The sequence below is a fragment of the Robinsoniella sp. KNHs210 genome (genome assembly GCF_000686105.1).
Taxonomy (GTDB): domain Bacteria; phylum Bacillota; class Clostridia; order Lachnospirales; family Lachnospiraceae; genus Robinsoniella; species Robinsoniella peoriensis.
The window spans coordinates 2,063,053-2,075,910 of the sequence record NZ_JMLZ01000002.1 but is presented as its reverse complement, the minus strand read 5'-3'; the positions used below and the strand labels follow the sequence as shown (position 1 = coordinate 2,075,910).

Annotated in this window: 12 protein-coding genes; 8 read left to right on the top strand and 4 right to left on the bottom strand. The window is 40.6% G+C overall.

Annotated elements, in window-relative coordinates; all coding sequences use genetic code 11:
- Positions 1-8: 8 nt before the first annotated feature.
- From CD03_RS33700 to treC, 3 genes are all read left to right on the top strand, one after another.
- Entirely contained in the window at positions 9-425 is a 417-nt protein-coding gene (locus CD03_RS33700; RefSeq protein ID WP_027294514.1) for a hypothetical protein, read from the top strand.
- Between the two features lie 196 nt (positions 426-621).
- Positions 622-2,553: a PTS system trehalose-specific EIIBC component gene (gene treP, locus CD03_RS0115965; RefSeq protein ID WP_027294513.1), complete on the top strand. Its 1,932-nt coding sequence runs from the start codon at positions 622-624 to the stop codon at positions 2,551-2,553.
- A 14-nt stretch (positions 2,554-2,567) separates the two neighbouring features.
- Positions 2,568-4,268: an alpha,alpha-phosphotrehalase gene (gene treC, locus CD03_RS0115960; protein WP_027294512.1), complete on the top strand. Its 1,701-nt coding sequence runs from the start codon at positions 2,568-2,570 to the stop codon at positions 4,266-4,268.
- 83 nt (positions 4,269-4,351) lie between these two features.
- Here the strand turns inward: treC and CD03_RS0115955 are convergent, their stop codons facing one another.
- On the bottom strand, positions 4,352-4,738 hold the full coding sequence (locus tag CD03_RS0115955; protein ID WP_027294511.1) for a desulfoferrodoxin family protein: 387 nt from the start codon (positions 4,736-4,738) through the stop codon (positions 4,352-4,354).
- Positions 4,739-5,020: 282 nt separating this feature from the next.
- Here CD03_RS0115955 and CD03_RS0115950 point away from each other — a divergent pair, with 282 nt between their 5' ends.
- Positions 5,021-5,650: a CatB-related O-acetyltransferase gene (locus CD03_RS0115950; protein ID WP_027294510.1), complete on the top strand. Its 630-nt coding sequence runs from the start codon at positions 5,021-5,023 to the stop codon at positions 5,648-5,650.
- A gap of 70 nt (positions 5,651-5,720) precedes the next feature.
- Positions 5,721-6,734 (top strand): nucleotidyltransferase domain-containing protein, encoded by a 1,014-nt coding sequence (locus CD03_RS0115945; RefSeq protein ID WP_027294509.1) that lies wholly within the window; start codon positions 5,721-5,723, stop codon positions 6,732-6,734.
- Between the two features lie 184 nt (positions 6,735-6,918).
- Here the strand turns inward: CD03_RS0115945 and CD03_RS33695 are convergent, their stop codons facing one another.
- From CD03_RS33695 to CD03_RS0115930, 3 genes are all read right to left on the bottom strand, one after another.
- Positions 6,919-8,142, bottom strand: a complete 1,224-nt coding sequence (locus CD03_RS33695) for a LysM peptidoglycan-binding domain-containing protein (RefSeq protein ID WP_044289422.1) — start codon at positions 8,140-8,142, stop codon at positions 6,919-6,921.
- Positions 8,143-8,322: 180 nt separating this feature from the next.
- Positions 8,323-8,487, bottom strand: coding sequence for a hypothetical protein (locus tag CD03_RS37895; protein WP_156042923.1), 165 nt, complete (start codon positions 8,485-8,487; stop codon positions 8,323-8,325).
- A gap of 92 nt (positions 8,488-8,579) precedes the next feature.
- Positions 8,580-10,187, bottom strand: a complete 1,608-nt coding sequence (locus CD03_RS0115930; protein WP_027294508.1) for a dicarboxylate/amino acid:cation symporter — start codon at positions 10,185-10,187, stop codon at positions 8,580-8,582.
- Positions 10,188-10,507: 320 nt separating this feature from the next.
- Here CD03_RS0115930 and CD03_RS0115925 point away from each other — a divergent pair, with 320 nt between their 5' ends.
- The 3 genes from CD03_RS0115925 (at position 10,508) to CD03_RS0115915 (ending at position 12,819) form a co-directional block, all read left to right on the top strand.
- Complete coding sequence (locus CD03_RS0115925) at positions 10,508-10,846, top strand: hypothetical protein (RefSeq protein ID WP_152614195.1); 339 nt, start codon at positions 10,508-10,510, stop codon at positions 10,844-10,846.
- A 37-nt stretch (positions 10,847-10,883) separates the two neighbouring features.
- The gene (locus CD03_RS0115920; protein WP_027294506.1) at positions 10,884-11,894 is read left to right on the top strand and encodes an NYN domain-containing protein; all 1,011 of its coding nucleotides are present in this window, start codon (positions 10,884-10,886) and stop codon (positions 11,892-11,894) included.
- Positions 11,895-12,000: 106 nt separating this feature from the next.
- Positions 12,001-12,819 carry a DNA-3-methyladenine glycosylase family protein gene (locus CD03_RS0115915; RefSeq protein WP_027294505.1) on the top strand — a complete coding sequence of 273 codons (819 nt, stop codon included), beginning with the start codon at positions 12,001-12,003 and terminating at the stop codon, positions 12,817-12,819.
- Positions 12,820-12,858: the final 39 nt, after the last annotated feature.

Here is a 12,858-nt window from a genome sequence, read left to right as displayed (position 1 = left end):
CACCGCTGATGCAGGGAAAAATACCCATCAAAGACCGCATTAAAAACGCTTTTCAGATATTGGAAAAAGAGAGGTGCATGAAGGATGAAGAATCACAAAAGATCCAGGCTGTAATTTATGCATTGGCTGAGAAATTTTTGAAGTATGAAGAAATGGATGAAATAAAGGGGGTGATAAATATGACAAGGTTAGGACAGATGTTAGTAAATGATGGTATAGCGCAGGGCTTAACCCAGGGAATAACCCAGGGAATGTCTCAGGGAAAGGCAGAAGCCGTTGTGGAAATTTTAAATATTAAGGGAATGATATCAGATGATTTAAAGCAAAGAATTGTCACAGAAAAAGATGTGGATGTACTGACGAAGTGGATTAGAATAGCGATGGTTTCAAATACCGCTGAGGAGTTTCAGAAGCAGATGCAGTAATGGGAAACTACGCTGAATGAATGGGTGCAAATTTTTGCAGAAAAATGGAAGAGGTATCCTTTTTGTGATTTTTTAATTTTCTCAGACAGGTAAATGAAGCAGGAAAACTTTTTTTAAAAGAGTTGACATGTTTAAACAAGTTTGCTATACTGTACTTGTTCAAACAAGTTATTTTATATGGATTGGGAGGTTAGAAATGGCAAATTATACGGATGATGTTAAAAAATTATTGGAGCTTATCGGGGGAAGAGATAACATCCAGGCAGTTTCACACTGCATGACCAGAATGCGCTTTGTGCTGATAGACCAGGAGAAGGCAGATGAAAAGCAAATCGAAAAAATTCCCAGTGTAAAAGGTACATTTACCCAGGCGGGGCAGTATCAGGTCATTATAGGAAATGATGTGTCCGGTTTTTATAATGAATTTACCAAATATGCAGGAATAGAAGGCGTCAGTAAAGACCAGGTGAAACAGGAAGCAAAGAAAAAGCAGAATCCGCTGCAAAAAGGAGTATCAAATCTGGCTGAAATTTTTGCGCCGCTGATACCTGCAATTATTGTAGGCGGTTTAATTCTCGGATTCCGTAATATTATTGGTGATGTTAAATTTCTGGAAGGCGGGACCAAGACACTGACCGATGTTTCCGTGTTCTGGAGCGGGATATACAGTTTTCTCTGGCTGATTGGAGAAGCGGTATTTCATTTTCTTCCGGTTGGAATCGTATGGTCTGTCACGAAAAAAATGGGAACTACGCAGATTCTTGGTATTGTGCTGGGAATTACGTTGGTCTCTCCGCAGCTGCTCAATGCCTACGAGGTAGGGCAGGCGGCAATGAAGTACTGGGATTTTGGCTTCTTTCAAATGCAGATGGCGGGATATCAGGGACAGGTTATTCCTGCGATACTTGCCGGATTTACCCTGGTATATCTGGAGCGGTTTTTTAAGAAAATCACACCTGCGGCTATCAGCATGATTGTGGTTCCGTTTATGTCATTGCTGCTTTCCGTTATCGTTGCCCATGGTATTTTAGGTCCGATTGGATGGCAGCTGGGTTCCTGGATTTCGGCAGGCGTTTATGCAGGGCTTACTTCAAGCTTCCGGGGATTGTTTGGAGCATTCTTTGGATTTATTTATGCACCTTTAGTAATTACGGGGCTGCATCATATGACCAATGCAATAGATTTACAGCTGATTGCGGATTACCAGGGCACAATTCTGTGGCCTATGATAGCCCTTTCCAATATTGCACAGGGCTCCGCCGTTTTAGCTATGATCGTATTACAGAAGAAGAATGAACGTGCTCAGCAGGTAGCAATACCGGCATGCATTTCCTGTTACTTAGGTGTTACCGAGCCGGCAATATTCGGTGTCAATTTAAAAGCAGGTTTTCCGTTTATCAGCGGAATGATCGGTTCCGGTATAGCAGGCGCACTGGCGGTAAGTACCGGGGTAATGGCTAATGCAGTAGGCGTTGGAGGTATTCCCGGAATTCTTTCCATTAAAACAGAGTTTATGGCGGTGTTTGCCATTTGTATGCTGATCGTACTGGTAGTACCATTTGTTCTGACATGGATTATGGGGAAAAAGAAACTTACTTTACAGGAGAGAGGGATCGCGGCAGCAGAGGTGGATACAGCTAAAGAAATGGATGCCGCTGCTCCTTCCAAAAAAGAACAGGTTCTGATGTCTGTTTTAACCGGTAAAATTATTCCGATTGAGGAAGTACCGGATGATGTGTTTTCACAGAAAATTATGGGAGAAGGTGTTGGAATAGAACCGGAGAGCGAGACAGTAGTTGCACCTGCGGACGGATCCGTAAGTGTTGTAATGGAAGATTCCGGACATGCCTGCGGTCTTGTACTGGAAAATGGAATGGAGATCCTGATTCATGTAGGGATTGATACTGTAGATATGAATGGAGAAGGATTTGAACTCTTTGTAAAAGAAGGAGATACCGTTCGCTGCGGCGATCCATTGATTCGCTTCTCAAAAGAGAAAATTAAAAAAGCCGGTCATCCGGCAACTACGGTATTTATTGTAACCGATGAAGGGAATGCATCTAATATACGCTTCCTGTCTAACTTGCAGGCAGAAGCAGGAGAAACTGTTATTGCGGCATATGAATAGAGGAGGATGGCACCATGACAGATTTTAAGAAAAGCACAGTTTATCAAATTTATCCAAAATCCTTTGCTGACAGTAAAGGAAACGGAACCGGTGATCTGAGGGGCATAATCAGCAAACTGGATTATTTGAAAGAATTGGGGATAGATTACATCTGGCTGACTCCTTTTTTTCTATCACCCCAGAAGGATAACGGTTATGACGTTGCAGATTATTATCAGATTGATCCTTCTTACGGGACAATGGAGGATTTCGAAAATCTGGTAAAAGAAGCGGCGAAAAGGGAAATATCACTTATGCTGGATATGGTATTTAACCATACCTCAAACCGTCATGAATGGTTTCAAAAAGCATTAACAGGTGATGCGAAATATAAAAATTATTACATTTTTAAAAAGGGAAAAGGATCTGGAATTCCACCAACGAACTGGGAAAGCAAGTTCGGTGGTAATGCCTGGGAGTATGTAGAGGCATTTGACGAGTATTACCTGCATTTATTTGATGTATCCCAGCCAGACCTGAACTGGGATAACGAGGATGTACGAAAAGAAATGCAGGAAATAGTTCAATTCTGGATGGGGAAAGGTGTGAAAGGATTCCGGTTTGATGTAGTGAATCTGATCAGCAAGGAAGCATTTGAAGATGATTATGAAGGGGACGGCAGAAGGTTTTACACCGATGGTCCCAATATTCATAAGTATTTAAGAGAGCTTAATGAAAAGACATTTGGAAAAGAAAAAGGAATAATTACTGTAGGGGAAATGTCCAGTACTTCTATGGAAAACTGTTATCAATATGCTGGAGAAGATGGAAAAGAGTTTTCCATGGTTTTTAGTTTTCATCACCTTAAGGTGGATTTTATGGGGAACGAAAAATGGGTACTGATACCTTATGATTTTGCAAAATTAAAGCAGATCCTATTTGACTGGCAGACGAATATGGCAAAAAATCATGCATGGAATGCGGTGTTTTGGTGTAATCATGACCAGCCAAGAGTGGTTTCCCGTTTTGGGGATACGAAAAAGTACTGGAAAGAATCTGCGAAGATGCTGGCAACGGTGATTCATTGTCTGAGAGGAACCCCTTATATTTACCAGGGAGAAGAATTGGGAATGACTAATGCAGGATTCGAAGATATCTCCCAGTATCGGGATGTGGAAAGCCTGAACCATTTTCAGATCCTTCGGGAAAAAGGATTAAGCGAAGAACAGGCATATCAGATTCTTATGGCACATTCCAGGGATAACAGCCGTACTCCCATGCAGTGGAGTGAGGAAACCCAGGCAGGATTTACAAAAGGAGAACCATGGATAGAGGTAAATCCTAATTATAAGAAAATTAATGCCAGAGAGCAGTTGGATGATCCGGATTCGATCTTCTATTACTATAAGAAATTGGTCAGCCTGCGTAAAGATTATGAAGTGATCGCCTATGGGGATTTTGAAGCGCTGGATATAAATAACCCATCTGTAATGGTTTACAAGCGCACCTATAAAGGTGAAGTACTAGTGGCAGCAAGTAACTTCTATGGAAAAGAAGCAGGGTGGGATCCGGGAATGGATCTGGGGGATTATCAATGTCTTCTGGGAAATTATGATGGGCAGGGCCTTATGAAAAGTTATGATAGCCAGGGCCTTATGAAAGGTTATGATAGTCAGGTTCCTGAGAAAGTGACGGTTCTGCGTCCATATGAGACAAGGTTATATTATAAGAAATAAAAGTATATGATTATAAAAAGCAGCCGGAAACAAAAATGATTTTTTATTAAAATCAGATTTGATCCGGCTGTTTTTATATTTCTTTAGACTTCTGTTTTCCAGAAACCATGCAGATTGCAGTAAGCATAAGCTGCAATTGCTTCATCTCCGTCAGTTAATACAAAATTTGCTACCGGCTCACAGGTTGGACAGAGATTTATTCTCTGACAGCCCATTTTTGTCTGCAGATACACCCATGCAATGCTGTGCTCTTCTGTCATTGGGTGATAGATACTGCCGACTTTAACAGTAACCTGATTACCGCTGATTTCAATAATGGGAAGATGTTTTTCCGAAGCACCCTCAGATGTATTGGGTTTCAGTTCGGTAAAATCCTGACAGGTACAGGATGCTGTTGGGTTGCCGGGACTGATCACTTCAAGGACGAGATGGTTTTCTCTATCAATAATAAATTTTGGTTCTAAATGCATGTTGATTCCTCCAATTCTTATATATTACCCTGTTTATTTTTGCCTTAAATAGATATCTTATGTATAGGGAATGATTTTCTTTGAAAAATGAAATAAAAGAAACGCTTGGCAAAACAGTAAGAATATAATATAATGTGTAAAAATAATCGAAATACTGACATCCCGTGAACAGGGGAATTATGAACAGGAGATATAAATAGGAGGCGGACCCAGGTGAAACGCTGTATTGCATAAACTGGAATAGTAAAAAAGAAAATCAGCATTAAAACAGGAGGATTTGAAATGACTATTCCAGTAAATAAAATATATCCAAGAAGTAATGATAAAGAGACCGTATATTTAGACCAGGTAGTAACAAACCCAAATATCAAAGTAGGAAAATACACCATCTATAATGATTTTGTAAAAAACCCTGCAGATTTCGAAAAAAATAATGTTCTGTACCATTATCCCGTGAATAAAGACAAGCTGGTCATTGGGAAATTCTGTTCCATTGCCTGTGGAGCAAAGTTCATGTTCACCAGCGCCAATCATGCTATGGGATCTCTTTCTAACTATACATTTCCCATTTTTTTTGAAGAGTGGGATTTGAAGAAAGAACATGTAACTGATGCATGGGATAACAAGGGTGATATCATGATTGGAAATGATGTCTGGATCGGATATGAAGCCGTAATTATGTCAGGCGTGCATATCGGAGATGGGGCTGTAATCGGAACCAGAGCGGTAGTAACAAAGGATGTGCCGCCCTATACCATTGTAGGCGGAGTTCCCGCAAAGAAGATTAAAATGCGCTTTGACAGGCAGACAGTGGAAGACCTGCTGGAATTAAAATGGTGGGATTGGACGAGTGAAAAAATAAAGAAGAATCTTTCTTTGATCATGAGCGGAGAGATTCGTGGATTAAAGTGATTTTCTAACTAGAGAGGAAAGTTTGTGAGTATATCGCAGATTTATCTGCGATATACCACAGGGTACAACCATGAACTTTAAAAACCTGATACATACACCGGAGTATAATTTCCTCTGGCAGGATGAGCATCTGGGAAAGAACCTGATTCTCCTTTCTGTTGCAGGAAGCTATGCGTATGGAACAAATAACGAATTCAGCGATTATGATGTCCGTGGGATTACCCTCAACCGCAAGTCGGATCTGATCGGACTGAGCAGCTATGATCAATATGCAGATGATAAAACAGACACTACAATTTACACTTTTAACAAGATTATAAAGCTGTTAATGGACTGTAATCCCAATACCTGTGAAATGCTGGGACTAAAACAGGAACATTATCTGTATTTATCCCCGGTGGGACAGGAACTGCTGGATCATAAGAAATTATTTTTATCAAAGCGCGCTATTCACTCCTTCGGCGGTTATGCCGGTCAGCAGCTGCGAAGACTGCAAAATGCTCTGGCAAGGGATACAATGCCCCAGGCAGAGAAGGAACAGCATATATTGCGGTCTGTAGAAAATGCCATATACAATTTTCAGGAACGTTACGCACAGTTTGGAAATGGAAGTATCAATATTTATCTGGACCAAGCTGTAAACCCTGAATTTGAGCAGGAGATTTTTATGGATGCAGATTTGTCCCATTATCCATTGAGAGATTACCGCAATATCTGGTGTGAGATGAACAATGTGGTAAAAGAGTATGACAAAATTGGCAAACGCAATCATAAGAAAGATGAAAATCATCTGAATAAACATGCGATGCATCTGTTGCGGCTTTTTATGATGGCCATTGATATTCTGGAAAAAGAAGAGATTTGTACTTACCGGGAAGAAGAGCATGATTTGTTGATGAGTGTCAGAAATGGAGCATTTCAAAGAGAAGACGGCATGTACCGGGATGAGTTTTATGAAATATTGTCGGGTTATGAAAAACGATTGGATAATGCGGCGAGAAATACCGGTCTGCCGGATGCACCTGACAAAAAGAAAATCGAAGATTTTGTTATGAGTGTTAATGAAAGAGTAGTTAAAGCGTAAATAAATTCGTATATGTATTGAATGGGAAAGGTAATTAAATGAAAAGATAATTTAAGCTGCCCTGCAGTATTGTATAACAATATTGCAGGGTAGTTTTAATTGCAATCAGATATGCCCTGAATTCTATTTTTCATCCGCCACAGAACGTGTTTGAAAATTCATTCATGTTATCAGCACATTTTACTTAGCTTGGAATCTGCAGTTTCTGCCCGATTAAAATAAAGTTTGGATTTGAAATATGGTTAACAGATACAAGAGCGCTGATTGTAGTGTTGTATTTAGCGGCTATAGCCCAGAGGGTGTCGCCGGATTTTACCGTATACCATTGAACCGGTTTTGAAGAACCGGAATCCGGCGTACAGGGAATTCTGAGTTTTTGGCCAGGATAAATCAGATTCTCATTGTGAATCTGATTCAGTTTTACAAGGTCTGCAATACTGGTATGGTAATTTCGTGAAATTGCCCAGAGTGTATCCCCTGGTTTTACCGTATAGGTCAGGTACGTATCTTCAGACGGTGTATTATCCGGTATGGGAATGCGCAGTATCTGACCGGGATAAATAAGATTGGGGTTTGCAAGAGCATTTTCGTTTGCAATTGCGGTAATACTGGTGTGATAGAGCTGGGCAATATTCCAAAGTGTATCACCGGATTTAACCCTGTATTCCACATATGAAGTAGAGGGTTCCGGTGGGGGAGGAACAGGATTTACCGGGCCGCTGTTGTCCAGAAAGATGCCATCGGTAAAATAGTCCAGATCGACATTTGTACTGATTCCCGGAATCCTGCCTGTGTCCGAATGCTGCCAGCCAACCCAGAAATTCCAATTTGAATTATCGGATGGGGAAGCTGCGCCATATTCGGCTACCCACAGTGGGTAGTCAGTAATCGCTCCGCTAAATGTGTAACCTGCATTATAGGAATCACTATAGACCACAGCTTTCTTGCCGCTTAACTGTTCTACAGTCTGGATAAATGCCAATCCAATGGCATTTATTTCTGTATCTGTCAGATATTGCAGATCTTCAAAATCCATAGCCAGCCTGCAGTCGAAGTCCTTGTCTTGGATAGTGTTTACAAAAAATTGTGCCTGATACTGTGCCTGGGAGATGCTTCTTGCGGTTACATAATGGTAAAAGCCAATGGACAGCCCGGCAGCAGAGGCCTTGGCGTAATTGTCTTCAAATTTTGGATCAATATAATCGCCACCTAGGCTGGAACGTATATAAACAACCTGAATTCCAGAGTCAGCAACCTGTTCAAAATCAATATCTTCCTGATAAAAGCTCACGTCAATACCAAGGTAGAGGGGATGTGAGGAAGGAGGAATCGCACAAACAATAAATACAGGAAAAAAAGAAAACAGCAGTAACGTAGATAAGAGAATGGCTAAAATTTTCTTGAGCATAAACCCTCCTTTGTCAAATATTCGTTTTAAGATAATATATGGTACAAGAAAAAAATTGCTATGAAATCATTGCAAAGAAATGAAAAATGAGAGTAGAGTAATTCAAAAGTGACAGAAAATAAAAATGTGCCGGATAATAGAAAAGCACCCGGATTTAAAATAATCCGGATGCTTTTGCGGCTATGAATTCTTTTTCTTCTTCTTTTTACTTTTACTTTTTGTACTGGATTGTGCTGCTTCTTCTTCTTCCTCTTTGTCCAGTTCGTTTACCATGTGTTCCATAACGGATTTACAGGACTGGGGAAGTTCGGTAACATCATAATTATTATAACCTTTGTTTTCCATATTCAAATCTCCTCTCTTTTCATGCATATACTTTGCATAAGTGTTATGGCAATCGCCTGCCATATTACTTAGTATGCACAGCAGGCAATTTCTTATGAGAGTGTATTATCGTTTAAGACTTCAGTATTCAGCAAATCTGACCTTTTCGCACAATGTAAAACTTCAAATTGTAAAATTATTACATTAATTGCAGCATTTAAGGCATTCATAACAATATCAGCAATGACCGCCAATCCAAGTGCTTCTGCGGGAATTCCGGCCTGTATAAAAAGAACGGCATAACCTGCAAGAAATCCACCGGGTATAGATGGAGCTGCCGCAGCCAGTGTAAATGACACAATCATGGTAATTACCAGCATAGCTATGGTTATTTTGATCTCGAATGCCTGTGCAGCAAATACAGTAAGCAGTATTAAATGCACCACGGTAGCAGGTTTAAATACAACGCTTCCAAAGGAAATGGTAAATTTGGAAAGCCGGTGGTCAATACCCAGTTTCTTATCGCAGTTGTTTCGCATATCAGAATAAGCTGCGGATGAGGAAGCATTTACTAAGGCAAGAAAGGAGGAAGGCATAATTTTCTTCAATATACGGATTGGCGAAATTCCCTCTTTTACCTTTACCGATACCAGATACAGGAGGAATACAATTGCCATGCATAGCAGATAGACACCTGCCATTTGCAGCATATATAAAAGAAGAGGTATGTAATTGCCTACGATAAGCCGGTAAATACTTAAAAAAACGAAAGCCGGTGAAACGGCGGAAATAAATCCTAAAATACTTTGCGATATAGCATTGCACTGTTCAACTAACTGTCCGGCAATGCTGATCCGGTGTTGCAGCAGTACCATTGCCATTCCCACAAGTACAGCCAGAACAATGATCTGTATGGCATTTCCGGTCTGGAACGGGTCGATGACATTTTCCGGAATGGCATCAAGTAGCAGTTGAAAAATGGATTCTGCCTGAATGCCGTCTGCACCTGTTGAGGGAAAATGCACCTTTGTGAACAAGGCTGCCGCAATCCCTCCTAATATGGTCATTGTTATGAGAATTGCGCTAAAGTGCTGCAGTACTTTTTTGCCCACACTTCCCAGCCGGTTCGGTGCTCCGATATGGTAAATTCCCCATACAACGGCAAAAAACAGCATAGGACAGACCACCGTTGTCAGAATACCGGCAAATGTGTCAAATAGAGGGATTGCTGCCTGGTTCAGCAGAAAATCAGAAGCATCTATAGGCAGGTAATGGGTTACCACACCTGCGGCCAGTGCCAGGATGATCGCAATTGCGATAGGCAAAAATGGGTTGGAAGCCTTGTGCTTGATACTAACTGAAACAATATTCATTCCCTTGGAGTACACATAGCCGCATCCGCTGCCAATAGCCGCAAGAAACGGCTGGCTGAAAAATGCATCTCCAAACTGGTCATCATCATTCTGTTCGTAAGGGTTTGCCTCTTTGCCCTGTACCTTCAGTGTTATCTGTATTTTTTTCAGACGTGTCTGGATAATTAATTCCCCGGAATTGGGTGCCAATCCTTTTTCCATCCAGCTATCCAGTGCCTTTTCCAAAGAGAGACGTATCTTTAATATTTCTTCCGGTGCTGCAGAAAGCTGCTGCAATGTTTCTTCTATGAGATCTGCAACCATATCCGCATTCTGTTCCGACAATATAAATTTCTTTGTTATTAACATCTTGCTATCACATCCTTTTCGGGAGCAATCTAAGAGATTTTGTTAGCCGCTCTGTATATTTATATTATGTATAAGTTTCAAATTATATTAAAAGAGTATACCATACCTGATGTAGAAAACAATAAAAAATGTATGTGCAATCATTTATAAAAAGTGAAGATAAACTTATGAAAAGGTTAAGATTGATTCTGAAAGTTAAGGAAAGTATACGCGTCCGGAGTAGGAAATAATAACTTTATCAAAGAATCCCTCAGATAACATTGCTATTTGCGTTCATTTAAATTATAATAAAATAAGAAAAATTACGCAATAAGTGCCAAATGAAGGAGAAGATCGGGAGATTGGAAAAAGGGAAAGACTACGACGAAATAATGAAGGACAATCCGGAACTGGCAGAAAAGCTGAACCGGGCTTCCAAAGAAAGGTTGTTAGATAAGAGAAATATTGACGGGGTTGCAAGAGCGCTGTCCCGTTATGTTTACAAAAATAATTCTGCAGCAGATATAGTAATAAAGGCGGTAAAAGAGGGACGCTGGCTGCAATTGGAACTTCTGTATGGCTATTATAGCGGGTTTGAAGATGACCGAAATGAGGGCGGATGTGCAGTAGCGGATCTGGAACAGCTCTTGAAAGAACTGCTTCGGAGTCTATTGTATTAATTCACATGATATGAAATGAAAAGAGGGCAACAAAAAAATGAGAGAAAAAACATTTGCAGTATTGATCGATTCAGACAATATTTCTTCAAAATATATATCTTGTATTCTGAATGAAATGACCAAGTACGGAGTCATCACATACAAGAGGATTTATGGAGATTGGACCAGTGCGCAGACGACGAGATGGAAACAGGCACTCCTTGAGAATTCTATTATGCCAATCCAGCAGTTCAGCAATACCGTAGGGAAAAATGCAACCGATTCCGCATTGATTATTGATGCCATGGATATATTGTATACCAATAATGTAGATGGTTTCTGTATCGTTTCCAGCGACAGCGACTTTACACGGTTAGCGGGGAGGCTGCGGGAATCCGGCAAAGATGTAATCGGAATGGGAGAGGAAAAGACACCAAGATCTTTCCGTGCCGCCTGTACGGTATTTACGAATCTGGAGATTTTGCTGGAGCAGGATGAAGAAACACAGGAAGAAGTCTTTGTTCATAAGAGCCGGTTAAGTGACAGCTCTATCGGCAGCAGAAGCCGCCTGGGAGACAGCCAGCCGGGGATGGAAGACAGCAGTATTATCAGCAAACGTGTCATTGAGAATGACATCGTATCCATTATAACAGAAAATGATGACAAGGACAGAATGACCGGCCTTGGGGAAATCGGAAGCCGGCTGGTGAAGAAATATTCGGATTTTGATGTCCGTAATTATGGATACAGTTCCCTGTCAAAGTTTTTGGAAGAAATGGAAAGCTTTGAACTTACCAAGAACAATAATGCCATCATGGTTCGTATGAAAGATAACAATATTAAGAAAGAGCAGCTGTCGGAATATGCCATTAACCTGGTACGAAGCAGCGGCAGGGAAGGCATGGAACTGGCATTCTTAGGCAATCGGATTCACCGAAAATTTGATAACTTTAAAGTGAAGGATTACGGTTATGCAACTTTTGCAAAATTTGTACAGAGTATTGGGCAGTTAGAAATAATTGAAAACAGAACGAAAAATAAAATTGTACATTTAAAGTCGAATGATTAGAAGTATGAGGTACTAATCAATTGCTTTACACAAAGATACAGATACCGGAGATATTTACAGAAATTTATATATAATACATTTACACAAAAGACAGTAAGGAAAATACATGACAGAAAAGACAATAAAGATCATTAAGGACTTTGATATAGCACAGATTGCTGATTCAGGGCAGTGTTTCCGCTTGAACAAAAGGGAAGACGGCAGCTATTCCCTGATAGCCCGGGAGCGGTATCTGGAGATAGTGCAGCAGGAGGAAGAAATCACTTTTTTCTGTGAAGAGAATGAATTTCGTGAGATCTGGGATTCTTACTTTGATCTTACGACAGATTATGGAGCATTTAAGGCACAGATTGAAAGTAAGGATCTGTACATGCAAAACGCTTGTGCATATGGCAGAGGGATCCGCATCCTGCGCCAGGAGCTTTGGGAAATGGTAATTACTTTTATCATATCCCAGCAAAACAACATTCCGAGGATTAAAAAATGCGTAGAGTCTCTTTGCAGAGCCTATGGAGAAAAAAGAACAAATTTCCGGAATGAAACATATTATACGTTCCCCAAACCGGAGGCGCTTGCAGGTCTGGGTGAAGAGGATCTGTGTTCCTGCAGCCTGGGGTACCGGAATAAGTATATCAGAAAGACCGCAGATATGGTCGTAAGCGGAGGTTTTGATTTATACCGTCTCTATGATTTAAATTATGAGGATGCCAGAAGAGAACTCTTAAAGTTATGCGGAGTTGGAATAAAGGTGGCAGAATGCATATGTCTGTTTGCACTGCATCATATCGATGCATTTCCCATAGATACCCATATTCAGAAGGTATTAGACCGTCATTATCCGGAGGGTTTCCCATTTTCAAAGTATCAGGAATTTGCCGGAATTCTGCAGCAGTATGCTTTTTATTATGATGTTGAGGGCTATTGATTTCTGCGGACGGCTGATGTATACTCTATTTGAATTTTT

What these genes read in the sequence shown, in the direction of transcription:
- CD03_RS33700 (WP_027294514.1), top strand. Translation starts at nt 9, where the DNA reads ATGCAGGGAAAAATACCCATCAAAGACCGCATTAAAAACGCTTTTCAG.
- treP (WP_027294513.1), top strand. Translation starts at nt 622, where the DNA reads ATGGCAAATTATACGGATGATGTTAAAAAATTATTGGAGCTTATCGGG.
- treC (WP_027294512.1), top strand. Translation starts at nt 2,568, where the DNA reads ATGACAGATTTTAAGAAAAGCACAGTTTATCAAATTTATCCAAAATCC.
- CD03_RS0115955 (WP_027294511.1), bottom strand. Translation starts at nt 4,738, where the DNA reads ATGCATTTAGAACCAAAATTTATTATTGATAGAGAAAACCATCTCGTC.
- CD03_RS0115950 (WP_027294510.1), top strand. Translation starts at nt 5,021, where the DNA reads ATGACTATTCCAGTAAATAAAATATATCCAAGAAGTAATGATAAAGAG.
- CD03_RS0115945 (WP_027294509.1), top strand. Translation starts at nt 5,721, where the DNA reads ATGAACTTTAAAAACCTGATACATACACCGGAGTATAATTTCCTCTGG.
- CD03_RS33695 (WP_044289422.1), bottom strand. Translation starts at nt 8,142, where the DNA reads ATGCTCAAGAAAATTTTAGCCATTCTCTTATCTACGTTACTGCTGTTT.
- CD03_RS37895 (WP_156042923.1), bottom strand. Translation starts at nt 8,487, where the DNA reads ATGGAAAACAAAGGTTATAATAATTATGATGTTACCGAACTTCCCCAG.
- CD03_RS0115930 (WP_027294508.1), bottom strand. Translation starts at nt 10,187, where the DNA reads ATGTTAATAACAAAGAAATTTATATTGTCGGAACAGAATGCGGATATG.
- CD03_RS0115925 (WP_152614195.1), top strand. Translation starts at nt 10,508, where the DNA reads ATGAAGGAGAAGATCGGGAGATTGGAAAAAGGGAAAGACTACGACGAA.
- CD03_RS0115920 (WP_027294506.1), top strand. Translation starts at nt 10,884, where the DNA reads ATGAGAGAAAAAACATTTGCAGTATTGATCGATTCAGACAATATTTCT.
- CD03_RS0115915 (WP_027294505.1), top strand. Translation starts at nt 12,001, where the DNA reads ATGACAGAAAAGACAATAAAGATCATTAAGGACTTTGATATAGCACAG.